This window comes from Streptomyces sp. DSM 110735, from assembly GCF_016482685.1.
In the GTDB taxonomy this organism is placed as follows: domain Bacteria; phylum Actinomycetota; class Actinomycetes; order Streptomycetales; family Streptomycetaceae; genus Streptomyces.
In genome coordinates this window covers 21,078-47,510 of the sequence record NZ_JACYHF010000023.1, presented here as the reverse complement: position 1 = coordinate 47,510, position 26,433 = coordinate 21,078, and the positions used below count along the sequence as shown (strand labels likewise).

Here is a 26,433-nt window from a genome sequence, read left to right as displayed (position 1 = left end):
CCACGTCGCGCGTCCTGTGGTGTCGTGGTACCCCACCCGCCCTCAAAAGGGGCGTGCGTTCCGGACATTGGCGAACGAACTTCCGGTACGCCGGTGCGGTACAACGATCGGCCAGCCTACCGCGCGCGGTACGACAACAGGATCACGGGGCGGGTGGGAGCCGCCCTTTGCGCCCCGGTACGCCCCTCGGGTCAGCGCGGGGTCTCGCGGCGGGGCAGTTCGCCGCTGAGCAGGAACGCGACGCTCCGCTCGGTCTCCGTCCAGGCGCGGGTGTCGAGTTCGACGGACTGGAGGAGGGCGCACTCGACGTGGTAGCCGTGTTCGGTCAGGTCGCGCCCGACGAGTTCGGCGGCGTCCCGGGTCGCGGCGTGGGTGACGATGCGCTGCGGGCGGCGGTCCGCGACGGCGGAGACGACGGCCGCTCCCCCGCCGCCGACGCGTACGACGTCGGGCTCGGGCAGGTTCTCCAGGACGTGCGGCGCCTCGCCCTGGACGATCTGGAGCTGGACCCCGAAGGCGCGCGCGGCGGCGTCGGTGCGGGCGCAGGCGGCGGGGTCGTGGTCGACGGCGATGACGGCGGCTCCGGCGCGCGCGGCGTCCACGGCGAAGGCGCCCGCGCCGCAGCCGATGTCCCACACGAGGTCGCCCGTGCGGGGTCCCAGGCGCGCGAGTTGGGCGGAGCGGAGCAGTTCGCTCTCGCCCTCGCCGAGTCCGCCGCCGTACGCCGCGTCGGGCTGGGTCCAGCCGCGCGGGCCCACGGCGGGGTCGCGTCCGGCGATCCAGCCGCCGCCCTCGACGGCGCCGGGGTGACCGCCGATGACGATGACGACGTTGGGGTCGCGCCAGGTGTGGTCGGCCGCCTTGTCGGAGGTGACGACGCTGACCCGCTCGTTGTCGGTGCCCAGTTCCTCGCAGATGACGAAGGTGCGGTGGACGCCGTCGAGGAGGAGACCGAGTTCGGCGGGTCCGGCGCCGGGCGCGGTGAGGACGGCGACCTTGGGGTGGGCGCGGCAGACGTTGACGGCCCGGCGCAGGGTGCGGGGGTGGGCGACGACCACCTGGGCGTCGTCCCAGGGCATCCCGGCGCGGGCGAAGGCGGCGGCGACGGAGGAGACGCCGGGGACGACCTCGACCTCCAGGCCGAACTCCGGGTCGCGCAGGGTGCGGACGACGCCGAAGAACCCGGGGTCGCCGTCGGCGAGCACGGCGGCGGTGCCGCGGTGGGCGGCGATGCGGCGGGCGGCCAGGGCGAGGCTGCCGAGCCGGACGCGTTCGGCGGCGGGCGGGATCTCGGGCAGCGTCAGGTGGTGGGCGGCGCCCGCGACGAGCGTGGCGGCGCCGAGGGCGCCGCGTGCCGCCTCGGTCAGCGGCGAGCCGTCCCAGCCGATCACCGTGACCCGGTCGGCCATCGTCGTCAGTCTCCAGGTCTTCGCAGGTCTTCAGGGGGTGGCCCGAGCAGGGGCTCCGTGAGGTTACCTGGTCGGCCCGGGCGGGCGCGGGCCCGGGTGGTGTCCGGTCTCCTCGGACAGGAGCGGGGGGTCAGTTCCAGTCGGAGTAGTCGGCGTAGGCGCCGAAGCCGCGGCTGTCGGAGAGCTGTTCCTCGGCGCCCTCCAGGTCCTCGGGCAGCAGGCTCCAGACGATGAAGTCGGTGCGCATGTCGGTCCAGGTGCCGTCCTCGGTGCGGACGTGCACTATGCAGGCGTTGCGCAGGACGCCCTCGCTGATGCAGCCGATCTTCTGGGCGACCTGCTGGGAGGCGGTGTTGTCGGCGGCGGTGCGGATCTCGATGCGCTCGAACTTCTGGTCGCCGAAGAGCCATTGGGCGGTGGCGAGCGCCGCCTCGGAGGCGTAGCCCTCGCCGCGCGCCCAGGGGGCGATGATGTACGACAGCTCGCTGGACCTGATCTGCCAGTCGGTCTTGGTGAGTTGGACGATGCCGACCAGGCGCTGGGTGAGGAACTCGGTGACGGCGAGGTCGAGTCCGCGTCCGGCGGTGCGTTCGGCGGGGGCGTACTCGGTGATCCAGTGGTGGGCGCCCTCTTCCGTGAACGGCTGGGGTACGTCCGTCCAGGCGGCGACCTGTTCGTCGTTCATCATCTCGGCCAGTGCGGGCACGTCGTCCTCGTCGAGGGGGCGCAGCACCAACCGCTCCGTGCTGATGGAGATGTTGGGGAAGGTGCTAGTCATGCGCCGCTCCGTAACGTCGGATCGTTTCGTGAGGGGCCGTCAGGAAGCCCCGCTGAACTGCCAGCATGAAGCATGTAACCACTGAAACGCACGAGGGGCCCCTCCCCCGCCGTCCCCGTGCGTCACGGGAACCCCCTCGCGGGGTGCGGGAGCGGGGCCGTACCTGCCGTGTGCGGCGGGCCGGGGGCGGGTCAGCTTCCGCTGACCGGCAGGACCGAGCCGTGGTACTTGTCCTCGATGAACTTCTTCACCTCGGGCGAGGTCAGGAGCTTGGCGAGCTTCTTGACCCGCGGGTCCTTCTCGCTGCCGCGCTTGACGGCGAGGAGGTTGGCGTAGGGGTTGTTCTTCGCGGACTCCAGGTAGATCGAGTCCTTGGTGGGGTTGAGTCCGGCGTCCTGGGCGAAGTTGTTGTTGATGACGGCGGCGTCCATGTCTCCGAGCGAGCGCGGGAGTTGGGCGGCTTCCATCTCCTTGAACCTCAGGTGCCGGGGGTTCTTGACGACGTCCGCCGGGGACGCCTGAGTTCCGGCGTCCTTCTTCAGCCCGATGACACCGCTCGCGGCGAGGAGCTTGAGCGCGCGGGCCTCGTTGGTCAGGTCGTTGGGCACGCCGACGGTGGCTCCGTCGGGGAGCTTGGTGACGTCCTTGACCTTCTTGGAGTAGACGCCCATGGGCGGCAGGTAGGCGTCGACCACCGGCACCAGGTCGGTGCCCTTGGACTTGTTGAAGTCGTCCAGGAAGGGCTTGTTCTGGTAGAGGTTCGCGTCCAGCGAGCCCTCCTGGAGCGCGGTGTTCGGCAGGACGTAGTCCGTGAACTCCTTGACCTGGAGCTTGAGTCCGGCCTTGGCGGCGAGGTGGCCCTTGATGTAGCCGAGCACCTCGCCGGCCGGGACGGGGGTGGCGCCGACGACGAGTGCGCCGTCCTTGCCGCCACCGCTGTCCGAGCCCGAGCCCGAGCCGCAGGCGGTGAGTCCGAGCCCGAGCGGGAGGGCGGCTGCCACCGCGAGCCATACGGTCTTGCGCATGTCGATCCCCTTGTCGTGCGTGCGCGTCGGTCGTGCGTGCGCGTCGGTCGTTCGCGTCGTGGGTGCGAATCGATCAGAACGAGGGGATGACGGAGCCCTGGTACTTGTCCTCGATGAACTTCTTCACCTCGGGCGAGGTCAGCAGCTTGGCGAGCTTCTTGACCCGGGGGTCCTTCTCGTTGCCCTTCTTCACCGCGAGGAAGTTGCCGTAGGGGTTGTTCTTCGGGGACTCCAGGACGAGGGCGTCCTTGGCGGGCTTGAGACCGGCGGATATCGCGTAGTTGCCGTTGACGACGGCGGCGTCCACGTCGTCCAGGGAGCGCGGGGTCTGGGCGGCCTCGACCTCCTTGAACTTCAGGTTCTTGGGGTTCTTGGTGATGTCGGCCGGGGTCGCCTCGTTGCCCACGCCGTCCTTGAGCGTGATCAGCTTGTTGGCGGCGAGCAGCTTGAGGGCACGTGCCTCGTTGACGGCGTCGTTGGGGACGGCGACGGTCGCACCGCTCTTCAGCGCGTCGGCCTTCTTGACCTTGTGGGAGTAGAGGCCGAGCGGCTCCAGGTGCACCGTGACGACGGGCACGATGTGGGTGCCGCGCTTCTTGTTGAAGTCGTCCAGGTACGGCTGGTTCTGGAAGTAGTTGGCACCGACGGAGCCGTCCTCGGTCGCCGTGTTCGGCGTGATGTAGTCCGTGAACTCCTTGACCTGGAGGTCGAGTCCGGCCTTCTTCGCCAGGTTCTTCTTGACGAAGTTGAGGATCTCGGCGTGCGGGGTCGGGCTCGCGGCGACGATCAGCGGTCCGCTGTAGTCGGAGGAACCGGCGGAGTCCTTGCCGGAGCCGCAGGCGGACAGCCCGAAGGCGAGGGCTCCGGCGGCGAGGACGGCGGTGGTGAGCTTGGCGGTGTTACGCACGAAAAGTGCCTTTCCTTATGGTGGTGCGACCCCGTGTACGGGTGAACGGGGAGTCTGGGGGTGCCCCTCGGGGGGACGGCCGGGATCGGCTCAGGCGACCTTGGAGATGTCGGCGGCGGCCGGTTCCGTCGCCTTCAGCAGCCGGAGCTTCGGCGCGGGTCCCGAGCGTCCGCCGCGCCCGTGCAGGGAGCGTGCCGCGAAGTCGCCCGCGAACTGGATGAGCGAGATGACGACGGCGAGGATGCCGACGATGATCCACATCAGTTCGGTCTCGAAGCGCTGGTAGCCGTAGCGGACGGCGAGGTCGCCGAGTCCGCCGCCGCCGACCGTGCCGGCCATGGCGGAGTAGCCGATCAGGGCGATGATCGTCGTGGTGGTGCTGGCGATCAGCGAGGGCAGCGCCTCGGGGATGAGGACCTTGCGGACGATCGTCCAGGTGTTGCCGCCCATGGCCTGCACCGCCTCGACGAGTCCGCCGTCCACTTCGCGCACGGCGGTCTCGACCAGGCGCGCGAAGAACGGGATGCCGCCGATGGCGAGCGGGACGATCGCAGCGGTCGTGCCGATGGTGGTGCCGGTGACCCAGCGGGTGAAGCTCATCAGCGCGACCATCAGGATGATGAACGGCATCGAGCGGCCGATGTTCACGATCTGGCCGAGCACCTTGTTGGCCACGATGTTCTGGAGCAGGCCACCCCGGTCGGTGAGGACCAGGAGGATGCCGAGCGGGAGTCCGACGGCGACGGCTATCAGCGTGGACCAGATCATCATGGTGAGCGTCTCGGAACACGCCTGCGTCAGCAGGGGCTGCATCTCGGACCAGGTCACTTGGCACCATCCTTCACCAGCACGGGCTCCTGGCCCTGGACGTCGATCTGCAGACCCTGTTCGCGCAGGAAGCCGATGGGCACCACGTTGTCCTCGTAGCGGCCGGGCAGCTCGATGCGCATCCGGCCGATCTGGAGACCGCCGACGGTGTCGATGGCCGCGCCGAGGATCGAGATGTCGATGTTGTAGGTGCGCGAGAGCTGGGAGATGACCGGCTGGGTGGCGGCCTCGCCGTGGAAGGTGATGTCGAGGACGGTGCGGTCGTCGCCGGACGCCTCGCCGCCCACCGGGAACAGGGCGGAGGCCAACTGGGAGCCGGGGGTGGCGAGCAGTTCGCTGACGGTGCCGGATTCCACGACGCGTCCCTTCTCCATGAGTGCGGCGGAGTCGCAGATGGACTTCACGACGTCCATCTCGTGGGTGATGAGCAGGACGGTGAGCCCGAGCTGCTGGTTGAGGTCGCGCAGCAACTGGAGGATCGAGCGGGTCGTCTCGGGGTCCAGCGCGCTGGTGGCCTCGTCGGACAGCAGGACCTTGGGGTCTCCGGCCAGGGCGCGGGCGATGCCGACGCGCTGCTTCTGGCCGCCGGAGAGCTGGGCCGGGGTGGTCTTGGCCTTGTCGGCGAGACCCACCAGGTCGAGGAGTTCCAGCGCCTTGCGCGAGCGCTCCTTGCCGGACTTGCCGAGGATCTCCAGCGGCAGCTCGACGTTGTCCTGCACGGTCCGCGAGGACAGCAGGTTGAAGTGCTGGAAGACCATGCCGATGTGCGAGCGTGCCCGGCGCAGGTCCCGTCCGGCGCGCGGTCCGCGCCCCGCGAGCGCGGTGAGGTCCTGGCCCGCCACGGTCACGGTGCCCGCGGTGGGGCGCTCAAGCAGGTTGACGCAGCGGATCAGGGAGGACTTTCCGGCGCCGGACTGGCCGATGACGCCGTAGACCTCGCCTTCGCGGACGTGGAGGTCCACGCCGTCGAGGGCGGTGACCTCGCGGCCTCGGGAGCGGTAGACCTTGGTCAGGCCCGATGTCGTGATCACAGGATTTCCGTCACTGTCGAGTGCGCGGGCGCGGGTGGGCCCGGCACGGGTGCTTGCGTTCGATGGGGACGCGGCACGGTTCTCGCGGTGGCGATGGGGACCGGGGTGGAACCCGGGGAGAACGGCGTGTGCGCGAAAGGCGGCACGGGTCCGGTACGCCGGTGTTCCGGACGATCGACCGCGGCTCTCGCTTCGGGGCGCGAGGCTCAGATGGTGCGGGGGCCCTCTAGAAGGCGCACATTCGACACATACAGCGAGCACCGGGCGTCATGGTCGCCTCGGTCGCAAGGGTGCGGCTGCTCGTCGTGGTCATGCGGGCCAGTAAAGCAGACGGACGCTCGGGACCGGAGAACACTGTCCACATGCTGGACAGGCGCGGACAGTCCTGGTGGACGGGGTGGACGCACCCGTTCCGCCTGCTCCCGCCCGCTCGCCCAAGCCGGACAAGGGCACCGGGCCACCCGTCGGGAGGGGTGCGAGACCCCTTCCCCGCGCGGCTTGTGGCCAACGCCACGGTGGTCGCACGAGCCGCGAGCGGGCGGGGGCGTACGCCGGGGGCGGCGGCGGGCGTCCGTTTCGGCCGTAATAAGGTCTCCGCATGCTCAACGCCCTCTTGCTGGTGACCGGGGTCGCCGCGCTGCTCCTGGCCGCCTGGTGCGGCTGGGCCGCGTACCGGGACCAGCCGACCAAGGACTGGCATCTGATCGGCATGGCCGTGGTGTCGGTCCTCGCCCTGGTGCAGTTGGTGGTCGGGGTCGTACGGCTGGCCCGGGGCGAGCGTCCCGAGCAGGGCACGACGATCTTCGTGGCGTATCTGCTGGGCGCCTTCGCGTGTGTTCCCGCCGCCGGGTTCATGTCGCTGGCCGAGCGGACCCGCTGGGGCTCGGTGACGGCCGCCGCGGGCGGTGTGGTCCTTGCCGTGCTCGAGGTGCGGCTCTTCGACATCTGGGGAGGCTGACGTGACGGCGCTGGAGGAGAAGCCGGCCCGGCTGATCAGCGGGCCGGGCATGCTGCTCGTGTGGTTCTACGGCGTGATGGTGGTCGGCGCGGTGTCGCGCTCGGTGTACCAGATCGCCACCGGGTTCGACCGTGCCCCGCTCGCCTACACGCTCTCCGCGCTCGCGGGCGTGGTCTACGGCTTCATCACGTACACCCTGGTGCGGGGCGGTGAGACGGCCCGCCGGGCGGCGCTGGTGTGCTGCGCCGCCGAGCTGGCGGGCGTGCTGATCGTGGGCACCTGGACCCTGGTCGAGCCGTCCGCCTTCCCGGACGCCACCGTGTGGTCGGACTACGGCATGGGGTACGTCTTCATCCCCGTGCTGCTGCCGCTGTCCGCGCTGTACTGGCTGCGCAAGGCGCGGCTGCGCGCGGACGTCACGCGCTAGCCGCGCGGGGCCCGAGGCGCTGGACGCTGGGCGTCGGGCGGGGCGTCACGCGGTGGCCGCGTAGACGCCCGCCTTCTTCTCCAGCACGATCATCTCCACCCCGTCGGCGCCCTGCGAGCGCCCGACCGCCTGGTATCCGGCGCGGCGGTACAGCCGCAGCCCGGCGTCGCTGCGGTGCCCGCTGTGCAGCCGGAACACGGTGGCGCCGCGCTGCTCGGTCAGCGCCGCCTCGGCCGCGCCGAGGAGCCGGGCGCCGATGCCGTGACCCTGGAGGCGGGGGTGGACGCAGAGGGTGCCGATGGCGGCGGCGCCGTCCTCGGTGAGCCGTCCGCGCACCGAGCCGACGATCTCGTCGCCGAGCCGGGCGACGAAGACGCAGTCGGCGGCGACCTCCTCGCGGACCGAGTCCAGGCTCTGGACGAGCGGGTCGATGCGGTAGTTGCCGTACCGCGCCGCCTCGCTCTGGAAGCAGAGGTACTGGAGCCTGAAGATCTGTTCCGCGTCCTGCTCGGTCGCCGCCGAGATGGTCACGCTCATGCCCATGTGCGCACGCCTCCCGCTCACCTGATCAGCCGTCGTACCTCACACCTATCCCCGCACTCCGTCGGCCGCAACCTCCGGCGCGAGCAATCGCCGCAGACATTCCAGGCATCGGGAACGTTCCGGGCCGAGACTGCCCTGTGAGATACCCAACTCCCCCGCGATCTCGCGGTAGGTGGGGTCCCGTGGGGAGAGCAGCGCCTCCAGGAGCCGGGGGCAGCGTCCGGGCAGCCGTCCGACCGCCTCGCGCAGCAGTCCGTACCGGGCGGCGGTGAGGGCGAGTTGCTCGGGTCCGGGTCCGGCGTCGTCGGCGGGCTCGGCGCCGTAGGGGTGCTCGCGCCGGAGGGTACGGCGGCTGCGGCGCGCCTCGGCGCGCACCGCCCGGCGCAGCCAGCGCTGCGGGTCGGGCGGCGGTCCGTCGGCTGCCAGGCGCTCCAGGAGCCGTACCCAGACCGCCTGTTCCAGGTCGCCCGGCTCGCTCCCGCCTGTCTGCGCCTCGGCGGATGCCTCGGCCGTGAGCAGCGGGCGCAGGGCGGCCAGCAGGTCGTGCGTCATATGCGCAACGACGCGCCGCCCGGGTCCGGGGTTTCCCGTACGGCGCGTCGTCACCCCGACCGGGGAGGCGGGGGCGCGGGGTTGACGCGGGGGTTTCGCCGCCCGTGGGGGCTCAGCCGCCCGCCGGGGTTCAGCCGCCGAGGAAGTCGGCGCGGGCGAGCAGGGCGGTGTCGGCGTTGTCGGTGAAGACGCCGTCGATGCCGGTGGCGAAATAGGTGCGGAAGGCGCCGAAGGCGTCGCCGTAGGCGTCCGGGGCGCTGCCCTTGCGGTACTCGGCCGGGAGGAAGGGGTTCTCGTTGCGCATCGTGTACGGGTGCAGCACCAGCCCGACCTTGTGCGCGTCCGCGACCAGCGTGGTGGGCGTGCCCAGGGTGCCGTCGGACTTCTTGGGGATGACCAGGTCGAGGGTGGGTCCGATGCCCTGCGCGTAACCGGCGATCTCCCGCAGCCCCTTGGGGGTGACGAGGTCCGCGGTCGTGCGCGGGTCGCCGGTGTCCACGAAGTCGTAGGGGCGGCTGTCGGCGCTGGAGAGCAGCACGACCAGCGGGTTGTCGACCAGGCGGTTCATGCGCTGGATGCTGGTCGGCTCGAAGGACTGGAGGATGACCGGGGAGTTGCGGCCGTCCTTGCCGTACTTGTGGAGGATCTTGGCGACCCGCTCCTCAAGCCCGAGACCGAGCTTGCGGAAGTAGGTGGGGTGCTTCAGCTCGGGGTAGATCCACACCTGGCGCCCCAGCTCGCGGGTGCGCCGGTCCTGCCACTGGAGGACCTCTTCGAAGGTGGGGATGGGCCAGCGCCCGTTGTAGAGAGTGTTGTGCGGACGGTTGGCGGGGATGCGCTCGACGGCGCGCAGCGTGCGCAGCTCGGCGAGCGTGAAGTCCTCGGTGAACCAGCCGGTGGTGGACACCCCGTCGAGGAGCTTCGTCCTCTTGCGGTCCGCGAACTCCGGGTGCGACGCCACGTCGGTGGTGCCGCCGATCTCCGGCTCGTGCCGGCAGACGAGGTGCCCGTCCTTCGTGGGCACCAGGTCGCCCGCCTCCACGATGTCGGCGCCGAGTTCGAGCGCCAGGTCGTACGAGCCGAAGGTGTGCTCGGGACGGTAGCCGCTGGTGCCGCGGTGGCCGATGATCGTCGGCTTGGGCAGGCTCTTCAGCCCGCCTCCGCCGTACGCGGCCGTGCGGGTCCCGGCCGCGCGGGCGGCGCCGGGCAGCCCGAGGACCGCGCCGCCCGCGCCGAGCACCGCGGCACCGAGCACCGCCCGCCGTCCGGTGGACCGGGTGGACCGGTTCGTCTGCTCGCTCTCCATGCGCGCCTCCTGCGTCGGATCGTCGAATGCGCGCTGATCGTAGGGGCGGTGGGGTGACCGGGGGGAGACCCCGGTACGAACACGCGGGTGACAGGGGCTGTCCGGTGGGGGTGGTGAGGTGACGGTTCGTCGGGTCCGTCCGAGGGGGGGCGCCGAGGGCCGTACGGGTGCGACACCTGTCACACCGTGAGCACCCTCCGTGAGGAAGACCCGCAGGTAAACCCGCGTCAACAACGCGTAAGACCTCGGTGAACCGCGCGGGCCCGACGTGCGTTTCCCCGGTTGCCGCGAGTAATGTCCTCACCTGCACAGACTCATAACGATCCCGTCGGCCTCGGAGGACCTGTTGTCCCGCTTCGCCCTCATCAAGGCAGTGCTCGGACCGATCATGCGCCTGATGTTCCGTCCTCAGGTGGAGGGCATGGAGAACATTCCCGGCGACGGGCCGGTGATCCTGGCGGGCAACCACCTCACCTTCATCGACTCCATCGTGCTGCCGGTCGTCTCCAAGCGGCAGGTCTGCTTCATCGGCAAGGACGAGTACGTCACCGGCAAGGGCGTCAAGGGGCGCGCGATGGCCTGGTTCTTCACCGGCGTCGGCATGATCCCGGTCGACCGGGACGGGGCGAACGGGGGCGTGGCCGCGCTGATGACCGGGCGGCGGATCCTGGAGGAGGGGAAGATCTTCGGGATCTACCCCGAGGGCACGCGGTCGCCCGACGGCCGTCTCTACCGGGGGCGTACCGGTATCGCCCGGCTCACCCTGATGACCGGGGCGCCTGTTGTTCCCTTCGCCATGATCGGCACGGACAAGCTGCAGCCGGGTGGGAGCGGGATGCCGCGCCCTGGCCGGGTGACGGTGCGGTTTGGTGAGCCGATGGAGTTTTCCCGGTACGAGGGGATGGATCGGGATCGGTATGTGCTGCGGGCGGTCACGGATTCTGTGATGGCTGAGGTCATGCGGTTGTCCGGGCAGGAGTACGTGGATATGTACGCCACTAAGGCCAAGGCCGCCTAGTCTGCGTTTTCGGGTGCGGGTGCGTTGTGGTTGCTCGCGCAGTTCCCCGCGCCCCTAAAAGCACTTGTCCAGCCGTTGGCCTCGCAGCAGGAACCAGGCTGCAATCGCCGTTGCCAAAAGCACTACGGCTCCGGCTCCGCACGCCAGGTGCAGGCCGTGTACGAATGCTTCCCTGGATGCTTCCAATAGGGCTTCCGCCGTTTTCGGGGGCATGTTCCCCGCTGTTTCCACTGCCGCACCCAGGGACTCGTGAACCGTCTTCGGCGTGCCCGGCGGAGCCGCGAAGTTCCGGTAGGACGCCGTCACGATCGAGCCCAGGAGGGCGATGCCCAGGGCGGCGCCGAGTTCGTAGGCGGTTTCGGAGACGGCGGAGGCGGCGCCCGCCTGGTTCTTGGGGACGGTGGAGAGGATCACGTCGGCGGTGACGGTGAAGGAGAAGCCCGCGCCGATGCCGACGATCAGGAGGGCGGCGCCCAGCAGCGGGTAGCCGGTGGACGCGCTGATCGTGGTGAGGGCGGCGAGGGCGAGTCCGATGGCGGCCAGTCCCGCGGAGACCACCGCGCGGACCGAGAAGCGGCGCGCGGCGCGTCCCGCGAGGAGACCGGCGCCGACCGCGCCGACGGCGGCGGGCAGTTCGGCCAGTCCCGCCTCGAACGGGTGCCTGCCCTGGACCAGTTGGAGGTACTGGGACAGGAAGAACACCAGCCCCGACATCCCCAGCACGGTGAGCAGGTCGGCCAGGACCGCCCCGCCGAAGCCCCGGCGCCGGAAGAGGCGTACGTCCAGGAGCGGGGTGGGCAGGGCGAGTTGGCGGCGTACGAAGCCGTAGAGCGCGGCGGCGCCGAGCGTGCCCGCGGCGAGGGCGGGGGCGGTGGGACCGTGAGTGGCGGTCTCCTTGACCGCGTAGACCACGCCGAGCATCCCGGTCAGGGAGAGGGCGACGCTCATCAGGTCCCAGGGTCCGGGGCGCGGGTCGCGGGACTCGGGGAGGGTGCGGGCGCCGACGAGGACCAGCAGGGCGGTCACCGGCAGGTTGATCAGGAAGACCGAGCCCCACCAGAAGTGCTCCAGGAGGAAGCCGCCGACGATGGGTCCGACGGCCGTACCGGCGGAGGCGGTGGCGCCCCAGACACCGACGGCGAGACTGCGTTCGCGCGGGTCGTGGAAGAGGGTGCGGATCAGACCCAGGGTCGCGGGCATCAGGGTCGCGCCCGCCACGCCGAGCAGGGCGCGGGCCAGGATCATGAGACCGGGGGTCGTCGCGTAGGCGTTGAGGACGGAGAGCGCGCCGAACGCCGTCGCGCCCCACAGCAGGACGCGCTTGCGGCCGACGCGGTCGCCGAGGCTGCCCATGGAGACGAGCAGTCCGGCGATGACGAAGGAGTACACGTCCCCGATCCACAGCAGCTCGGTGCCGGAGGGGTGCAGGTCCTCGCTGATGAAGGGGGTGGCGAGGCCGAGGACGGTGGCGTCCACGGCCACGAGCAGCACGGCCAGCGTCAGGACGGCGAGCGCGAGCCAGCGGCCCGGTCGCGGTTCCGTACCGGTGACGACGGCCGGCCGCAGGGTGCCGGTCATGGTTCCTCGTTCCTGAGGGCGCCGCCGAGCAGCAGCTCGGCGACCATGGTGGGGAAGTCGCGGGCGGCCACGCGGCCGTCCAGGGTGGCCCAGGCGCAGGCGGTGATCAGGCCGTAGAGCGCCTCGGTGAGCCAGGCGGGGGTGAGGTCGATGCGCAGCTCGCCCTCGCGCTGTCCGCGCCGGAAGAGCGCGCCGATCCGGGTGTCGAGGCGTTCCCAGCCCTCGTTCTGCCCCTGACCCTCCCAGAGCTGACTCTCGCCGTAGAGGAAGGCGACCAGTCCGGCGGCTGACCGCAGCTCGCGCACCAGGCGGCGTACGGCTTCGCTCGCGGGACCCTCGTCGAGCCGGGCGCGGTCCACCGCCGCCTCGCACTCCGCGATGCCGAGGGCTTCCAGCGCGCGGACGAGCGCGTCGCGTCCGGCGAAGTGGCGGTGCAGGGTGGCGCGGCTGATCCCGGCGGCACGCGCGACCTCGTCCATGGTCGCGGTGGATCTGCGGGTCAGCAGGGCGGCGGCGCTGCGCAGCACGTGGTCTCGGTCCAGGGCCATGAGACAAGGATACCTCTGGTGAGACAGTGATGTCTCACCACGGGCATACGTGACTCATGCGGGACCTGATCGTGCCGGTGGTGCGTCCTCAGTGCCAGGGCAACTGTCCGCGCCGCTCCCAGTAGGCGCGCGGGTCCTCCGCGAGGGCGGCGAGACGGGCGAGCCGGTCCTCGTCCAGGTCCACGGCGGCGGCGTGCAGGTTGGAGGTGAGCTGGGCGGCGGTCGCGGCGCCGGAGAGCACCACGTCGGCCCACGGGCGGCACAGGATCAGCGCGAGGGCGACGGCGTCGGCACCGAGACCGGTCTCCTCGGCCACCTCGCGCAGGGGCGCGGGTGCGGCGGACCCGGCGAGCCTGCCGTTGGCCATGCCCTCCTTGACGATCACGGTCAGCCCGGCGTCGTGCGCCTCCGCGAGGGCGGCGCCCGCCGAGGTCTCCAGGGCGTTGTACGTCGACTGCACGGTGCGGAAGAGCCGCTCGCCGTCCACCGTGACCTTCAGCGCGGCCCGGACGGCGTCCGCCTGCGCGGGTCCGCTGGTGGAGAAACCGATGGTGAGACCGCCCGCCGCCGCCTCCGCGAGCCGCTCGTGCAGGGCGCGGTCGGTCAGCGCCGGGCTGTCGGGGGTGACGGAGTGGATCTGGTAGAGGTCGAGCCGGTCCCCGAACAGGGCGTCGGTCTCCGCGCGCTGGCGCTCAAAGGTCGCCAGGGAGTGGTCCTTGACCTCGTGCCGCTCGGCGTCGGTCGACCAGTCGGCGGTGTAGGTGTACCCCCACTTGCTGCCGATCACCACGTCGTCGATCTCGGGGTGCGCGGTGAGCCAGTCCGCCAGGAACTCCTCCGCCCGGCCGTAGGAGCGGGCGGCGTCGAAGTAGCGGACGCCCTGCGCATAGGCGGCGTCGAGGAGTTCGTGGCTACGGGCGCGCAACGCCTCGACGCTGCGGTCCGCTCCGAGATCCTGGTCCCGCCCCAGGTTGATGTATCCGGGGCGGCCCACCGCGGCGAGCCCCAGACCGATGTGGCGGGTCGGGGTCGTCGCGGAGGAGAGACGGGCGAAGGGCATCTCGGGCTCCGTTCGGTCGGTCCGGTTCGGCTCGGCCACCAACGTAACCCGGCCGACGCGGACGCATCCCGGTCCGCGAACACTCCGCGAGCCGGAGTCGTGGTGACCGGCGGTCAGACCACGTCCGGCTGCACCGAGTCCAGCGTCACGCTCTCGGCCAGGGCGCGCCGCGCGTACGTCACGTAGCGCTCGAACAGTTCGGGCTGAGCCGCGCGGGTGATGTCCAGGACGGGCATGTCGGCTCGCCGGACGCCCGGCAGATAGTGGGCGGTGCGGCAGTAGCCCGTATCGGAGTCGGGGTCGACGAGGGAGACATAGCTGGTGGGGAGCTGCCGGGTGAGGTGGACCGCCATGCGCCCGGGATGCCCCTCGGCCGCGAAACCCTGTGCCACCCGCAGCAGTTGACGGGCAGCTTCGGCCGCCCGGTCCGGCATGGCGGGGTCCCCGACACTCTCCGCGTACGCGGTGAACAGCGGTGACGCGGGGTCCGCCACGATGTAGGTGATGTGCACGCCCTGGGCCAGCAGCCGCCGCACCGGGGCGGTGAAATCGGGTGCGGGACGCGAGACGTACAGACCCGCCAGACTGCGCAGCGTGACGCCGACCTCGATGATCTCCCGCTGCGCCCCCGCGATGAAGTGGGCCTTCTCCACCGGTGAGGGCCGGCCCTGGGCGTGGACGGTCAGTCCGTGTGCGCCGCCGACGGACGCGGCCAGCCGGGCGTCGATGACCTCGGTCATCTCCGCGAGAAACCGGTGGCGCTCGGCGTCCCGCAGGAAGAGGTCGTAGTAGAAGGGCACGGCGACGGCGGCCGCGGCGAAGAGGGCCAGCTCGTTGAGCACGGCCCACCAGAAGCCGTCCCTGCCGTTGGAGAGCGTGGCCAGGATCAGTCCGACGAGGAGCACGCAGAGCGCCAGCACCACGCGGAACCTGCTCAACAGCCGGGTGATCCCGGCCGCGCCGTCCTGCATGGTGGCCCCCCTGCGCTCCCCTGCCCCGCTGTCTGCCCGGGGAGGCAGGGGTTCACACGCCTACCGCGGGACCACCGTCACCGCCGGGCGCCCGCCTCGGCCCACGCCTGCTGCGCCGCCAGGTCCGCCTTCAGTTCCGCGAGCTGCACCGCCACCGCGCTCGGTGCCGTGCCGCCCCGGCCGTTGCGGGACGCGAGGGCGCCCGGGACGTTGAGGACGGTGCGGACCTCGGGGGTGAGGTGAGGGGAGATCTTGGCGAACTGGTCGTCCGTGAGGTCGTCGAGTTCCTTGCCCTCGGCTTCGGCGGTCTTGACGCACTCGCCCGCCACCTCGTGGGCGACGCGGAAGGGGACGCCCTGCTTGACCAGCCACTCCGCGATGTCGGTGGCGAGGGAGAAGCCGGCGGGGGCGAGTTCTTCCAGGCGTTCGCGGTGGACGGTGAGGGTGGCGATCATGCCGGTGAAGGCGGGAAGGAGGACTTCGAGCTGGTCGCAGGAGTCGAAGACCGGCTCCTTGTCCTCCTGGAGGTCGCGGTTGTAGGCGAGGGGGAGGGCCTTGAGGGTGGCGAGGAGACCGGTCAGGTTGCCGATCAGGCGGCCGGACTTGCCGCGCGCCAGCTCCGCGATGTCGGGGTTCTTCTTCTGCGGCATGATCGAGGAGCCGGTGGAGAAGGCGTCGTGCAGGGTGACGAAGGAGAACTCCTTCGTGTTCCAGATGATGATCTCCTCGGCGATCCGGGAGAGGTTCACGCCGATCATCGCGGTGATGAAGGCGAACTCCGCGACGAAGTCCCGCGAGGCGGTGCCGTCGATGGAGTTGCCGACGCTGCCGTGCTCGAAGCCGAGGTCAAGGGCGACCGCCTCCGGGTCGAGCCCCAGGGAGGACCCGGCGAGCGCGCCGGAGCCGTACGGCGAGACGGCGGTGCGCGTGTCCCACTGGCGCAGCCGCTCGGCGTCCCGGGACAGGGACTGCACATGGGCGAGCACGTGGTGGGCGAAGAGCACCGGCTGGGCGTGCTGGAGGTGGGTGCGGCCGGGCATGGCGACGTCCGGGTGAGCCTCGGCCAGACCGATCAGGGCGTCCTGGAGGTCCGCGATCAGACCGCCGATGATCCGCGCGTGGTCGCGCAGGTACATCCGGAAGAGGGTCGCGACCTGGTCGTTGCGCGAGCGTCCCGCGCGGAGCTTGCCGCCGAGGTCGGGACCGAGGCGCTCCAGGAGACCGCGCTCCAGCGCGGTGTGCACGTCCTCGTCGGCGATGGTGCCGGTGAACTCGCCGGACGCCACATCGGCTTCGAGCTGGTCGAGCCCGGCGAGCATCCGGGTCAGCTCGTCCTCGGTGAGCAGCCCCGCGGTGTGCAGCACGCGCGCGTGGGCGCGGGAGCCCGCGATGTCGTAGGGCGCGAGCCGCCAGTCGAAGTGGACGGACGCGGACAGCTTCGCCAGGGCCTCGGCGGGACCGTCGGCGAAACGTCCGCCCCAGAGCCGTACGTCACCGCTGTTGCTGCTCACTGCGTTGCTCCTCAAGCTCGTGATGTGCCACCGCCTCCCCACCCTTGCAGGTGAGGAGGCGGCTGTCCCTCTGCTGACTGTTGACGACGCTGCTTACGCGAGGTCCCGTTACGCCAGGTCCCGCTTGGCCGCGATCTTCGACGACAGGCTGTAGATGTCGATGAAGCCCTTGGCCGCGGCCTGGTCGAAGCTGTCGCCGGTGTCGTAGGTGGCGAGGTTGAAGTCGTACAGCGACGACTGGGACCGGCGCCCGGTGACGACGGCGCGCCCGCCGTGCAGGGTCATCCGGATGTCGCCGGAGACGTGCTCGTTGGCCTCGGCGATGAAGCCGTCGAGGGCGCGCTTGAGCGGGGAGAACCACTGGCCGTCGTAGACCAGTTCGCCCCAGCGCTGCTCCACCTGCCGCTTGTAGCGGGCGAGTTCGCGCTCGACGGTGACGTTCTCCAGCTCCTGGTGGGCGGTGATCAGGGCGATGGCGCCCGGAGCCTCGTACACCTCACGGGACTTGATGCCGACGAGACGGTCCTCGACCATGTCGATCCGGCCGATGCCCTGGGCGCCCGCGCGCTCGTTGAGCTGCTGGATGGCCTGGAGGACGGTGACCGGGCGGCCGTCGACGGCGACCGGGACACCGCGCTCGAAGGTGATGACGACCTCGTCGGCCTCGCGGGCCTCGGCCGGGTTCGAGGTGTACTCGTAGATGTCCTCGATCGGCGCGTTCCAGATGTCCTCCAGGAAGCCCGTCTCGACCGCGCGCCCGAAGACGTTCTGGTCGATGGAGTACGGGGACTTCTTGGTGGTCGCGATCGGGAGGTTCTTCGCCTCGCAGAAGGCGATCGCCTTGTCCCGGGTCATCGCGTAGTCGCGGACCGGGGCGATGCACTTCAGGTCGGGGGCGAGGGCGACGATGCCCGCCTCGAAACGGACCTGGTCGTTGCCCTTGCCGGTGCAGCCGTGGGCGACCGTGGTGGCGCCGTGCTTCTGCGCGGCGGCCACGAGGTGCTTGACGATGGTCGGCCGCGAGAGGGCCGAGACCAGCGGGTACCGGTCCATGTAGAGGGCGTTCGCCTTGATCGCCGGGAGGCAGTACTCCTCGGCGAACTCGTCCTTGGCGTCGGCCACTTCGGCCTCCACCGCACCGCACGCGAGGGCGCGCTTGCGGATGACGTCCAGGTCCTCGCCGCCCTGGCCGACGTCCACCGCTACGGCGATGACCTCGGCGCCCGTCTCCTCGGCGATCCAGCCGATGGCGACGGAGGTGTCCAGTCCGCCTGAGTAGGCGAGTACGACGCGCTCGGTCACGGGTTTCTCCTCACGTGCATTCGCTGTTATGCATGAGTATGCAGAACTCCGCATGATTCGTCAATCGCAGCGCGCGGGTAGGCACCGGGCATGGGAAAGACATATGAGCGCATCGAGGGCAGGCTGCGGAGATTCATCGAGGACCAGCCCCTCTTCTTCACCGCGACCGCGCCCCTGGCCGGCGACGGCACGGTCAACCTCTCCCCCAAGGGTCTGCGGGGCTCCTTCGTCGTCCTGGACGACCTCACGGTCGCCTATCTCGACTTCGCGGGCTCGAACGCGGAGACCGTCGCCCACCTGCGCGAGAACGGCCGGATCACCCTGATGTGGTGCGCCTTCCAGGGCCCGCCCAACATCGTGCGCGTCCACGGCCGGGGCGAGGCAGTCCTCCGCGACGACCCCCGCTTCCCCGGGCTCCTGACCTCGTTCCCGGACATCGACCCCACCCAGCACGGCCTGCGCGCCGTCATCGTGGTCCACGCCGAGCTGATCCGTGACTCCTGCGGCTACGCCGTCCCGTACATGGCCTACGAAGCGGACCGCGAACTCCACGCCAAGCGCTTCGCCCGCGAGGACGACGCCTCGCTGAGCGCGTACTTCGCCGGGAAGGACCACATCGCCACGAGCATCGACGGCCTGCCGGGGCTGCCCCTGCCGCTGCCGCCGACCGGGACCGGGACCGGGGGCTAGCCCTCCCGGGGCAGCCGCACCGTGAACGTCGTGCTTCCCGGAACGCTCTCCACCTCCACGCTCCCGCCGTGTGCCTGCACCACCGCCGACACGATCGACAGGCCGAGCCCGGCCCCTCCTCCCGGGGAGTCCGCGAGGCGCCGGTGTTCCGCGCGGGTGAACCGCTCGAAGACATGGGCGCGGACCTCTTCCGGGATGCCGGGGCCGTCGTCGTGCACGCAGAGGCGGGCCGCGCCGTCCTCGGCGGCCAGGGCGACCGTGATCTCGGTGCCGGGCGGGGTGTGCAGACGGGCGTTGGCCAGGAGGTTGGCCAGGACCTGGTGCAGACGGTGGTCGTCGCCGGTGACGGTGACCGGTTCCTCGGCGAGGTCGAGGGTCCACCGGTGCTCCGGGCCCACGGCGCGGGCGTCGGTGACCGCGTCCAGGACCAGCCGGGTGAGGTCGACCGGACGGCGCTCCAGCGGGCGCCCCGCGTCGAGGCGGGCGAGCAGCAGCAGGTCGTCCACCATCGCGCCCATCCGGGCGGACTCGGCGGTGATGCGCTCCAGCGCGCGGGTGACCTCGGCCGGGACCGGGCCGGGGTGCAGCAAGGCGAGTTCCGCGTGCCCGCGCACGGAGGCGACCGGGGTGCGCAGTTCGTGGCTGGCGTCGGCGGCGAAGCCGCGCAGCCGCTCCTCGCTCGCCTGCCGCTTGGTCAGCGCGTCCTCGACGTGACCGAGCATCCGGTTGACGGCGGTGGCGACCCGGCCCACCTCGCTGCCTGTCTCGGCGACCGGCACCCTGGGCGGGAGGGCGACCTCGCCGCTGGCCAGCGGCAGCCCGCTCACCCGGACGGCGGTCGCGGCGACCCGGTTGAGCGGCCGCAGCGACCAGCGGACCCAGAGTGCCCCGGCCACGCCGGTGACCACGAGTGCCGCCCCGAAGACGACCCCGGAGACCAGCTCAAGGCGGTGGACGGCCGCCTCCACCGGCTCCAGGGGAAGCCCGACGACCAGGACGTCGCCGTCACGGCCCCGGTTCGCCGCCAGCCGGTAGTCGTGCAGGGCGGACAGCCGGACCGTACGCGGGCTGCCGTCGGGCGGCAGCGCGGCCAGCGCCCGCTCGTCCGCCGGGGTCAGGGCGACACTCAGGTCGGCGGCCGGGTCACCGGCCCGTACGAGGCCGCGATGGGTGACCTTGCCGCCGACCAGCCGGGCGCCGAAGGTGCCCGCCGCCTGCCGCCGGGTGTCGCCGTACTCGTCGCCGTCGTGGTCGTCGGGCAGGACGCCGTGGTGTTCCAGGCTCTCCGGGAAGCGGTCGCCCGCGTCCGTGAGCTGCTGGTCCAGGCGCCGGGTGAGGAAGCCGTTCAGCTCCACGACCGCGGCCAGGCCCACGGCCGCACAGCTCACGGCGAGCAGGACGACCAGTCCGGCGGTGAGGCGGGCGCGCAGGGTGCGGGGCAGGCGCGGGCGCCACGGCGGCAGACCCGGCCACCGCTCCCGTAGCCGCGGTGCCCTCACCGGGTCACCGGCTTCAGCACGTACCCCGCCCCGCGCACGGTGTGGATCATCGGCTCGCGCCCGGCGTCCACCTTCTTGCGCAGGTAGGAGATGTACAGCTCCACCACGTGCGCGCGGCCCCCGAAGTCGTAGGACCACACCCGGTCCAGGATCTGGGCCTTGCTCAGGACGCAGCGCGGGTTGCGCATGAGGAGGCGCAGCAGCTCGAACTCGGTCGGTGAGAGGTCGATCAGCTCGCCGGCGCGGGTCACCTCGCGCGCGTCCTCGTCCATGACCAGGTCGCCCACGGTCAGGCGCGGCCCCTCGTCCAGGAGGCGGGCCATGCCCGCGCGGCGCAGCAGTCCGCGCAGCCGGGCGACGACCTCCTCCAGGCTGAAGGGCTTGGTCACGTAGTCGTCGCCGCCCGCCGTGATCCCGGCGATCCGGTCCTCGACGGCGTCCCGCGCGGTGAGGAAGAGCACACAGACGTCGGGCGCGATCTCCTGGAGGCGGCGCAGCACGGCGAGACCGTCGGTGTCGGGCAGCATCACGTCCAGGACCACGGCGTCGGGCCTCAGCTCGCGCGCCGCGGCGACGGCCGAGGCGCCGTCGCCCTCCGCGCGCACCTGCCAGCCCTGGTAGCGCAGGGCTCCGGTGAGCACTTCCGCGAGGTCGGGGTCGTCGTCGACGACGAGGACGCGCGGCGGAGTGCCGTCGGGACGGGTGAGCGCGGGGCGGCCGGAGCGGGAGGTGTTCATCGCGCTCTCCAGCATCCCCGACGCGCGGGAGTGGGGCGTGACCCGCCGGCTCTGAGTTTCCTCTGAAGATCCCGGGGACCGTTGAGAGGTCCCTCAGAGCTTCGCCCCGCACAGTGGCGGTCCCGGACGGACGAAGGGACATCGCCGATGATCACCGTGGACGAGGGGCGCGCGGCGCCGCCCGTGTCACCCCCGGCCCGCCGCACGCCCGCCGTACCGGTGGCGGCACTGCTGTGGGCGGGCGCGGCGGCCGTGCTCGCGCTGTGGTGGACCGGCACGGACGCGGTCGTCGGCGCGGCGGGCTGGCTGACCGGCGCCGGGCGGATCACGGGCCTGCTGTGCGGGTACGCCTGCGCGGTCCTGGTCGGTCTGATGGCGCGGGTGCCGCCGCTGGAGACGCGGATCGGCTCGGACCGGGTCGCCCGCTGGCACGCGCTCGCCGGACGCTGGACGGTCTGCCTGCTGGTGGCGCACGTCGTGCTGATCATCGCCGGGTACGCCGCGCAGGACGGGGCCTCGCTGTGGCACGAGACGGTCACCGTGGTCCTGAACTACCCCGACATGCTGAAGGCGACGGCGGGCACGGTCGTGCTGTGCGCGGTGGGGATCACCTCCGCGCGGGCGGTGCGCCGCCGCACGAGCCACGAGTTCTGGTACCGCGTCCATCTGCTCAGCTACGCGGCCGTCTTCCTCGCCTTCGGGCACCAGGTGGCGCTGGGCGCGGACCTGGGCGGGCGGGTGGCCGGCGCCGCGTGGTACGCGCTGTACCTCTCGGTGGCGGCGCTGGTGCTGTGGTTCCGGGTGCTGGTCCCGGTGCGGCTCAACCTGCGGCACCGGCTGCGGGTGGAGTCCGTGCGCGCGGAGGCGCCGGGGGTGTACTCCGTGGTCGTGACCGGACGGCGCCTGGACCAACTCGGCGCGAGGTCGGGTCAGTTCTTCCGCTGGCGGTTCCTCGGCGCGGGCCTGGCCGGCACCTCCACCCCGTACTCGCTCTCCGCGCCGCCGCTCCCCGACCGACTGCGGATCACCGTGAAGGCGCTGGGCGACCACAGCGCGAAGACCCCCCTGCTGCGGCCGGGCACCCGGGTGTGGGCGGAGGGACCCTACGGCGCGCTCACCGCCGAGCGGGCCACGAGCCACCGCTCGCTGCTCATCGCGGCCGGGGTCGGGATCACCCCGCTGCGCGCCCTGTTCGAGACGCTGCCCGGCGAACCGGCGCTGCTCTACCGGGCACGCGGACCCGAGGACCTCGCCCTGCGCGGCGAGTTGGAGGCGATAGCCCACCGGCGCGGCGCACCGCTGCGGTACGTGCTCAACGGCCCGCACGGCGAACGCCCGCTCCTCACCCCGCAGTGGCTGCGCGCGGCGTACCCCGGACTGCCGGGACACGACGTCTTCCTCTGCGGCCCCCACCGCTTCGCGCAGGACCTCTACGCGGCGCTGCGGGCGGCGGGCGTCCCGGACCGGCGCATCCACCACGAGTCGTTCGAGCTGTGAGACCGGAGAATCACCGTGCACCCCTTGCGCAAGAACCGCCCCCTGCGCCGTACCGTCCTGGCCTGCGCGGCCGCCGTCGCCGCGACGGTGCTGCCGTTGTCGCTGAAGCCGCACACGAACCCGGGAGCGACGGCCGTGCCGCCGCAGAGGTCGTCGAGCGCGGGCAGCGGCAGCCGTACCGTCACCGGGGACACCGCGCGGACGCGGTGGGGGCCGGTGCAGGTGCGGGTCACGCTCAAGGACGGCAGGCTCACCGACGTCGCCGCGGTGCAACAGCCGTCCGGCAATCCGCGCGACCAGGAGATCAACGCCTACGCGCTGCCCCGGCTGCGCGCCGAGGCGCTGGCGGCCCAGAACGCGGACATCGACACCGTGTCCGGAGCCACCTACACCAGCACCGGCTACCGGCAGTCGCTCCAGTCCGCGCTCGACTCCGCCGCGCGCTGAACACTCCGGGCGCACCGCGCGTATGTGTGGGCCAAGGGTCAAGTCCCCCGGAGGAACCGTGACCACCACGCTTGCGGGCGGACGTGCCGCCCGCCGCCAGACGATGCGCCGCATTCGCCCGCGCCGCTCCCCGGCCGTACCGCTGCTGCTGGCCGTGTGGGCCGGGGCGGTGGCGGTGTTGTGGCTCTGGTGGCACAACACACCGTCCATCGCGGACAACACCGGCCGGATCGTGAACGCGGGCCGGATCACCGGGCTGCTCGCCGGGTACCTGATGGCGCTGGTCGTGCTCCAGATGGCGCGCGTACCGGCGCTGGAGCGGCGGGTCGGCTCGGACCGGGTGGCCCGCTGGCACGCGATGAGCGGCCGCTACACGCTCAGCCTGGTCCTCGCGCACGTCTTCCTCATCATGTGGGGGTACGCGCTCCAGGCGGGCAAGTCCCTCGGGGACATCGTGCAGCAGACGATCGACTCGGTGGACCAGTTGCCCGACATGGGCAAGGCGGCCATCGGCACCGCACTGTTCGTGGTGATCGGCCTGTCGTCCATCGGGGTGGTGCGGCGCAGGCTGCCGTACGACACCTGGTACCACGTGCATCTGCTGACGTACGCGGCCGTGTTCCTGACGTTCTGGCACCAGATCACCACCGGCAACGACTTCGCGGTCGAGCCGATGGCGAAGACCTTCTGGTACGTGCTCTACGGCGCGGTGACCGCGCTGGTGCTCTGGTACCGGATCTTCGTGCCGATCCGGCTGAACCTGCGGCACCGGATGCGGGTGGAGGCGGTGATCGAGGAGTCGCCGGGCATCGTGTCGGTGCTGATCTCGGGTCGCAAGCTGCACCGGATGGGCGCGCAGGCGGGGCAGTTCTTCCGCTGGCGGTTCCTGGCGCCCGGGATGCGGTTCAGCTCGCACCCGTACTCGCTGTCGGCGGCGCCCCGCCCGGGGATGCTGCGGATCACCGTGAAGGCGATCGGCGACCACAGCGCGCGGCTGCGCGAGCTGACGCCGGGCACGCGGGTGTGGGCGGAGGGTCCGTACGGCGCGCTCACCGCGCAGCGGCGCAGCCGGGGCAAGGTGCTGCTGGTCGCGGGCGGTGTGGGCATCACGCCGATGCGCGCGCTGTTCGAGACGCTGCCCGGCGCGGCCGGTGACATCACGCTGCTCTACCGCGCCAACACCACGCAGGACCTGGCCCTGTGGGACGAGCTGGCGACCATCGCGGAGGAGCGCGGCGCCCGGCTGATGTACGCGGTGAACAGCCCGGAGGGGCGGCGCCCTGACATCTCGGCGGAGAACCTCCAGCGCAAGATCCCCGACATCGACCGCCACGACGTCTTCATGTGCGGGCCGCCCGGTTTCGCGCAGTCGGTGTACGAGGCACTGCGCGGCGCCGGGGTGCCCGCCCGCCGTATCCACCACGAGTCGTTCGAGATGTGAGCGGCGCCCACCGAAGCCCGTTCGCACCGTTCGCACAAGACCTGGAGCCCTGGAAGACATGAGGAAGAGCCACCCGATTCGGCGGGTCGTGCTGGCCACCGCCGCGACCGTGTCCGGTGTCGTGCTGCTGCTGTCGCTGAAGCCCGCCTCCGATCCGTCCTCGGCGTCGGCGGCGGGCGCGGCGCCGCAGCAGACGGCGGCCGCGCAGGAGTCGCCGCAGGGCGGCGCGGAGCAGGTCCGTGCCGACGGGACGGTGACCGGGGACGTGGCGCAGACGCAGTACGGCGCCGTGCAGGTGCGGCTGACCGTGCGCGGCGGCAAGATCACCAAGGCGGAGGCGGTCCAGGCACCGAAGGGCGGCACCAGCGACCAGAAGACCGCGCTCTCCGTGCCTCGGCTGAACCAGGAGGCGGTGGTCGCCCAGGGCGCGGAGATCGACTCGGTGTCGGGGGCGACGTACACGAGCGCGGGGTACAAGAAGTCGCTCCAGTCGGCGCTGGACAAGATCAAGACGGTCCCGGCGGGTTCGGGTTCCGCCGCCAAGCCCGGCTCCGGTTCCGGCTCGGGTTCCGGCTCGGGTTCCGGCTCCAAGCCCGGCTCGGGCTCCAAGTCCGGCTCCGGCGGCTCCGGTTCGGCCGAGGCGACCGCTCCCCGTACCGTCACCGGCAAGCCCGCGCAGACGCCGTACGGTGCCGTCCAGGTGCGGATCACGGTCAGCGGGAAGAAGATCACCAAGGCGGAGGCGGTCCAGGCGCCCAAGGGCGGCACCAGCGACCAGAAGACCGCGCTGTCCGTGCCGAGGCTCAACAAGGAGGCCGTGGCGGCCGGGAGCGCCGACATCGACTCGGTGTCCGGCGCCACCTACACCAGCACCGGATACAAGCAGTCGCTGCAGTCCGCGCTGGACCAGGCCGGTGGCTGACCGGGTGGCCGAGCGGGGGAAGGACTCCGCGGTGCGGCACGCGGAGGAGGTCATGGGGACCGTGTTCTCCTTCGACGTGCGCGGCGGCGAGGCGGACGCGGTGCGCGCGGCGCTGGACGAGGCGGTCGCGGGTCTGCACCGGGTGGACGCGCTGTTCAGCACCTACCGCGAGGACAGCGAGGTCTCCCGACTGGCCCGGGGCGAGCTGACGGTGGAGCAGTGCGCGCCGGAGGTCGCCGAGGTGCTGGACCTCGCTGCCGAGGCGGAGCGGGTGAGCGAGGGCTGGTTCAGCCCGCGCTACCGGGGCTCGCTCGACCCGACCGGTATCGTCAAGGGCTGGTCCGCCGAGCGGGCGGCCCGGGCACTCGCCGCCGTGGACGGGGTGCGCGGGGTCAGTGTGAACGGCGGCGGCGACGTGCAGATGTGCGGCGCGCCCGAGCCGGGGCGGGCGTGGCGGGTGGGCGTGGCCGATCCGCTGCGTCCCGGCGGGCTCGCGGCGGTGATCTCGGCGGCCGGCGCGGAGGAGCTGTCGGTGGCGACCTCGGGGACGGCCGAGCGGGGCGCGCACATCGTGGACCCGGGCACCGGCAAGTCGGCGGTGACCGACCTGGTCGCGGTGACGGTGGTGGGTCCCCGGCTGACCTGGTCGGACTGCTGGGCCACGGCGGCGTTCGCGATGGGCTCGCGCGCGGGTCTCGCGTGGCTGGAGTCGCTGCCGGACGTGGAGGGCTTACTCATCACCGCGGGGGACGAGGTGCGCTGTACCGGGGGGCTGGCGACGCGGCTCGGCTGACGGCCGCCGTATCGCGCCTACGCGGCGCACCCGGCAAGGGGCGTACGGGAGTTGAGGACTCCGGTACGCCCCTTCGCCGTACGACGGCCGTCAGGGGGCCCGTCACTGGCCGTTCTGGGCCAGCCGGAGCAGATGGTCGGCGAGCGCCTGGCCGCCGGTGGGGTGGCGGCTGATGAGCAGCAGGGTGTCGTCACCGGCGATGGTGCCGAGGATGTCCTGCAGTTCGGCCTGGTCGATGGCCGAGGCGAGGAACTGGGCGGCGCCGGGCGGGGTGCGCAGCACCACGAGGTTCGCGGACGCCTCGGCGGAGATCAGCAGCTCCTGGGACAGACGCCGCATCCGCTCCTCCTTGGCGGACTCCCCGAGCGGCGCGCGCGGGGTGCGGAAGCCGCCCTCGCTGGGCACCGCGTAGATCAGGTCGCCGTCGGTGTTGCGGATCTTGACCGCGTTCAGCTCGTCGAGGTCGCGGGAGAGCGTCGCCTGGGTGACGCTGAGCCCGTCGTCGGCGAGCAGTTTGGCGAGCTGGCTCTGCGAGCGCACCGGCTGCCGGTTGAGGATGTCCACGATCCGGCGGTGGCGGGCGGTGCGGGTCTGCGGCACCGCGGGACCGGCTCCCCCCGCCTGTCCGTGGTCCTGCGGCTGACTCATCGTCGTC

General features: G+C 71.9%; 27 protein-coding genes. 9 read left to right on the top strand and 18 right to left on the bottom strand.

All coding sequences use genetic code 11. From position 1 onward, the window contains the following. Positions 1-191 precede the first annotated feature (191 nt). The 6 genes from cbiE to IF655_RS26570 form a co-directional block, all read right to left on the bottom strand. A complete protein-coding gene (gene cbiE, locus IF655_RS26595; protein ID WP_199587668.1) occupies positions 192-1,409 on the bottom strand; it encodes a precorrin-6y C5,15-methyltransferase (decarboxylating) subunit CbiE in 1,218 nt (405 codons plus the stop codon). Between the two features lie 130 nt (positions 1,410-1,539). Then, on the bottom strand, positions 1,540-2,187 hold the full coding sequence (locus tag IF655_RS26590; protein ID WP_199587667.1) for a GNAT family N-acetyltransferase: 648 nt from the start codon (positions 2,185-2,187) through the stop codon (positions 1,540-1,542). Between the two features lie 191 nt (positions 2,188-2,378). Beyond that, complete coding sequence (locus IF655_RS26585) at positions 2,379-3,212, bottom strand: MetQ/NlpA family ABC transporter substrate-binding protein (protein WP_199587666.1); 834 nt, start codon at positions 3,210-3,212, stop codon at positions 2,379-2,381. A gap of 73 nt (positions 3,213-3,285) precedes the next feature. Further along, entirely contained in the window at positions 3,286-4,119 is an 834-nt protein-coding gene (locus IF655_RS26580) for a MetQ/NlpA family ABC transporter substrate-binding protein (RefSeq protein ID WP_199587665.1), read from the bottom strand. Between the two features lie 90 nt (positions 4,120-4,209). Beyond that, positions 4,210-4,947 (bottom strand): methionine ABC transporter permease, encoded by a 738-nt coding sequence (locus IF655_RS26575; RefSeq protein ID WP_199587664.1) that lies wholly within the window; start codon positions 4,945-4,947, stop codon positions 4,210-4,212. After that, positions 4,944-5,978, bottom strand: coding sequence for a methionine ABC transporter ATP-binding protein (locus IF655_RS26570; protein WP_199587663.1), 1,035 nt, complete (start codon positions 5,976-5,978; stop codon positions 4,944-4,946). Before IF655_RS26570 ends, IF655_RS26575 begins: the two co-directional genes overlap by 4 nt. A gap of 598 nt (positions 5,979-6,576) precedes the next feature. On the opposite strand from IF655_RS26570, the gene IF655_RS26565 reads away from it, so the two are divergent. Beyond that, positions 6,577-6,936, top strand: coding sequence for a hypothetical protein (locus IF655_RS26565; RefSeq protein ID WP_018549073.1), 360 nt, complete (start codon positions 6,577-6,579; stop codon positions 6,934-6,936). Position 6,937: 1 nt separating this feature from the next. Continuing rightward, complete coding sequence (locus IF655_RS26560) at positions 6,938-7,363, top strand: hypothetical protein (protein WP_199587662.1); 426 nt, start codon at positions 6,938-6,940, stop codon at positions 7,361-7,363. Positions 7,364-7,408: 45 nt separating this feature from the next. Here the strand turns inward: IF655_RS26560 and IF655_RS26555 are convergent, their stop codons facing one another. The 3 genes from IF655_RS26555 to IF655_RS26545 form a co-directional block, all read right to left on the bottom strand. Next, positions 7,409-7,906 carry a GNAT family N-acetyltransferase gene (locus tag IF655_RS26555; protein ID WP_199587661.1) on the bottom strand — a complete coding sequence of 166 codons (498 nt, stop codon included), beginning with the start codon at positions 7,904-7,906 and terminating at the stop codon, positions 7,409-7,411. Positions 7,907-7,951: 45 nt separating this feature from the next. Further along, positions 7,952-8,458, bottom strand: a complete 507-nt coding sequence (locus IF655_RS26550; protein ID WP_199587660.1) for an RNA polymerase sigma factor — start codon at positions 8,456-8,458, stop codon at positions 7,952-7,954. A gap of 130 nt (positions 8,459-8,588) precedes the next feature. Next, entirely contained in the window at positions 8,589-9,764 is a 1,176-nt protein-coding gene (locus IF655_RS26545; protein WP_199587659.1) for a glycerophosphodiester phosphodiesterase, read from the bottom strand. Positions 9,765-10,152: 388 nt separating this feature from the next. Between IF655_RS26545 and IF655_RS26540 the strand changes: the two genes are divergently transcribed. Continuing rightward, on the top strand, positions 10,153-10,782 hold the full coding sequence (locus IF655_RS26540) for a 1-acyl-sn-glycerol-3-phosphate acyltransferase (RefSeq protein ID WP_237525710.1): 630 nt from the start codon (positions 10,153-10,155) through the stop codon (positions 10,780-10,782). Positions 10,783-10,836: 54 nt separating this feature from the next. Here IF655_RS26540 and IF655_RS26535 read toward each other — a convergent pair whose 3' ends face one another. From IF655_RS26535 to IF655_RS26510, 6 genes are all read right to left on the bottom strand, one after another. Further along, positions 10,837-12,360 (bottom strand): MFS transporter, encoded by a 1,524-nt coding sequence (locus tag IF655_RS26535; protein ID WP_199587658.1) that lies wholly within the window; start codon positions 12,358-12,360, stop codon positions 10,837-10,839. Further along, complete coding sequence (locus IF655_RS26530) at positions 12,357-12,908, bottom strand: TetR/AcrR family transcriptional regulator (protein ID WP_199587657.1); 552 nt, start codon at positions 12,906-12,908, stop codon at positions 12,357-12,359. Before IF655_RS26530 ends, IF655_RS26535 begins: the two co-directional genes overlap by 4 nt. 88 nt (positions 12,909-12,996) lie before the next feature. Further along, positions 12,997-13,968, bottom strand: coding sequence for an aldo/keto reductase (locus tag IF655_RS26525; RefSeq protein WP_199587656.1), 972 nt, complete (start codon positions 13,966-13,968; stop codon positions 12,997-12,999). A 113-nt stretch (positions 13,969-14,081) separates the two neighbouring features. Beyond that, positions 14,082-14,939: a hypothetical protein gene (locus IF655_RS26520; RefSeq protein WP_199587655.1), complete on the bottom strand. Its 858-nt coding sequence runs from the start codon at positions 14,937-14,939 to the stop codon at positions 14,082-14,084. Between the two features lie 77 nt (positions 14,940-15,016). Continuing rightward, on the bottom strand, positions 15,017-16,450 hold the full coding sequence (gene argH, locus IF655_RS26515; RefSeq protein WP_199587654.1) for an argininosuccinate lyase: 1,434 nt from the start codon (positions 16,448-16,450) through the stop codon (positions 15,017-15,019). 108 nt (positions 16,451-16,558) lie between these two features. After that, positions 16,559-17,752 carry an argininosuccinate synthase gene (locus IF655_RS26510; protein ID WP_199587653.1) on the bottom strand — a complete coding sequence of 398 codons (1,194 nt, stop codon included), beginning with the start codon at positions 17,750-17,752 and terminating at the stop codon, positions 16,559-16,561. Between the two features lie 90 nt (positions 17,753-17,842). Here IF655_RS26510 and IF655_RS26505 point away from each other — a divergent pair, with 90 nt between their 5' ends. Further along, complete coding sequence (locus tag IF655_RS26505) at positions 17,843-18,442, top strand: pyridoxamine 5'-phosphate oxidase family protein (protein WP_199587652.1); 600 nt, start codon at positions 17,843-17,845, stop codon at positions 18,440-18,442. Here IF655_RS26505 and IF655_RS26500 read toward each other — a convergent pair. Further along, positions 18,439-19,941, bottom strand: coding sequence for a sensor histidine kinase (locus IF655_RS26500; protein ID WP_374100375.1), 1,503 nt, complete (start codon positions 19,939-19,941; stop codon positions 18,439-18,441). The two genes, IF655_RS26505 and IF655_RS26500, sit on opposite strands and share 4 nt — an antisense overlap. Further along, positions 19,938-20,678, bottom strand: a complete 741-nt coding sequence (locus IF655_RS26495) for a response regulator transcription factor (protein ID WP_199587651.1) — start codon at positions 20,676-20,678, stop codon at positions 19,938-19,940. The genes IF655_RS26500 and IF655_RS26495 overlap by 4 nt, the downstream gene beginning before the upstream one ends. Positions 20,679-20,825: 147 nt before the next feature. On the opposite strand from IF655_RS26495, the gene IF655_RS26490 reads away from it, so the two are divergent. From IF655_RS26490 to IF655_RS26470, 5 genes are read left to right on the top strand one after another with little or no spacing between them, the layout of a single operon-like run. Continuing rightward, positions 20,826-22,175, top strand: coding sequence for a ferric reductase-like transmembrane domain-containing protein (locus IF655_RS26490; protein ID WP_199587650.1), 1,350 nt, complete (start codon positions 20,826-20,828; stop codon positions 22,173-22,175). 15 nt (positions 22,176-22,190) lie between these two features. Further along, positions 22,191-22,622: an FMN-binding protein gene (locus IF655_RS26485; protein WP_199587649.1), complete on the top strand. Its 432-nt coding sequence runs from the start codon at positions 22,191-22,193 to the stop codon at positions 22,620-22,622. A gap of 58 nt (positions 22,623-22,680) precedes the next feature. Further along, positions 22,681-24,063 carry a ferric reductase-like transmembrane domain-containing protein gene (locus IF655_RS26480; RefSeq protein ID WP_199587648.1) on the top strand — a complete coding sequence of 461 codons (1,383 nt, stop codon included), beginning with the start codon at positions 22,681-22,683 and terminating at the stop codon, positions 24,061-24,063. A 58-nt stretch (positions 24,064-24,121) separates the two neighbouring features. Then, positions 24,122-24,985 carry an FMN-binding protein gene (locus tag IF655_RS26475; protein ID WP_199587647.1) on the top strand — a complete coding sequence of 288 codons (864 nt, stop codon included), beginning with the start codon at positions 24,122-24,124 and terminating at the stop codon, positions 24,983-24,985. Positions 24,986-25,037: 52 nt separating this feature from the next. Then, positions 25,038-25,778, top strand: a complete 741-nt coding sequence (locus IF655_RS26470) for an FAD:protein FMN transferase (protein WP_199587701.1) — start codon at positions 25,038-25,040, stop codon at positions 25,776-25,778. 102 nt (positions 25,779-25,880) lie between these two features. On the opposite strand, the gene IF655_RS26465 is transcribed toward IF655_RS26470, so the two are convergent. Further along, positions 25,881-26,426, bottom strand: coding sequence for an arginine repressor (locus IF655_RS26465; RefSeq protein WP_199587646.1), 546 nt, complete (start codon positions 26,424-26,426; stop codon positions 25,881-25,883). Between the last annotated feature and the right edge of the window lie 7 nt (positions 26,427-26,433).

Excerpts from the sequence above, each read along its gene's own strand:
- cbiE (WP_199587668.1), bottom strand. The coding sequence starts at position 1,409 with ATGGCCGACCGGGTCACGGTGATCGGCTGGGACGGCTCGCCGCTGACC.
- IF655_RS26590 (WP_199587667.1), bottom strand. The coding sequence starts at position 2,187 with ATGACTAGCACCTTCCCCAACATCTCCATCAGCACGGAGCGGTTGGTG.
- IF655_RS26585 (WP_199587666.1), bottom strand. The coding sequence starts at position 3,212 with ATGCGCAAGACCGTATGGCTCGCGGTGGCAGCCGCCCTCCCGCTCGGG.
- IF655_RS26565 (WP_018549073.1), top strand. The coding sequence starts at position 6,577 with ATGCTCAACGCCCTCTTGCTGGTGACCGGGGTCGCCGCGCTGCTCCTG.
- IF655_RS26555 (WP_199587661.1), bottom strand. The coding sequence starts at position 7,906 with ATGGGCATGAGCGTGACCATCTCGGCGGCGACCGAGCAGGACGCGGAA.
- IF655_RS26550 (WP_199587660.1), bottom strand. The coding sequence starts at position 8,458 with ATGACGCACGACCTGCTGGCCGCCCTGCGCCCGCTGCTCACGGCCGAG.
- IF655_RS26545 (WP_199587659.1), bottom strand. The coding sequence starts at position 9,764 with ATGGAGAGCGAGCAGACGAACCGGTCCACCCGGTCCACCGGACGGCGG.
- IF655_RS26540 (WP_237525710.1), top strand. The coding sequence starts at position 10,153 with ATGCGCCTGATGTTCCGTCCTCAGGTGGAGGGCATGGAGAACATTCCC.
- IF655_RS26535 (WP_199587658.1), bottom strand. The coding sequence starts at position 12,360 with ATGACCGGCACCCTGCGGCCGGCCGTCGTCACCGGTACGGAACCGCGA.
- IF655_RS26530 (WP_199587657.1), bottom strand. The coding sequence starts at position 12,908 with ATGGCCCTGGACCGAGACCACGTGCTGCGCAGCGCCGCCGCCCTGCTG.
- IF655_RS26525 (WP_199587656.1), bottom strand. The coding sequence starts at position 13,968 with ATGCCCTTCGCCCGTCTCTCCTCCGCGACGACCCCGACCCGCCACATC.
- IF655_RS26520 (WP_199587655.1), bottom strand. The coding sequence starts at position 14,939 with ATGCAGGACGGCGCGGCCGGGATCACCCGGCTGTTGAGCAGGTTCCGC.
- IF655_RS26505 (WP_199587652.1), top strand. The coding sequence starts at position 17,843 with ATGGGAAAGACATATGAGCGCATCGAGGGCAGGCTGCGGAGATTCATC.
- IF655_RS26495 (WP_199587651.1), bottom strand. The coding sequence starts at position 20,678 with ATGAACACCTCCCGCTCCGGCCGCCCCGCGCTCACCCGTCCCGACGGC.
- IF655_RS26490 (WP_199587650.1), top strand. The coding sequence starts at position 20,826 with ATGATCACCGTGGACGAGGGGCGCGCGGCGCCGCCCGTGTCACCCCCG.
- IF655_RS26475 (WP_199587647.1), top strand. The coding sequence starts at position 24,122 with ATGAGGAAGAGCCACCCGATTCGGCGGGTCGTGCTGGCCACCGCCGCG.
- IF655_RS26470 (WP_199587701.1), top strand. The coding sequence starts at position 25,038 with ATGGGGACCGTGTTCTCCTTCGACGTGCGCGGCGGCGAGGCGGACGCG.
- IF655_RS26465 (WP_199587646.1), bottom strand. The coding sequence starts at position 26,426 with ATGAGTCAGCCGCAGGACCACGGACAGGCGGGGGGAGCCGGTCCCGCG.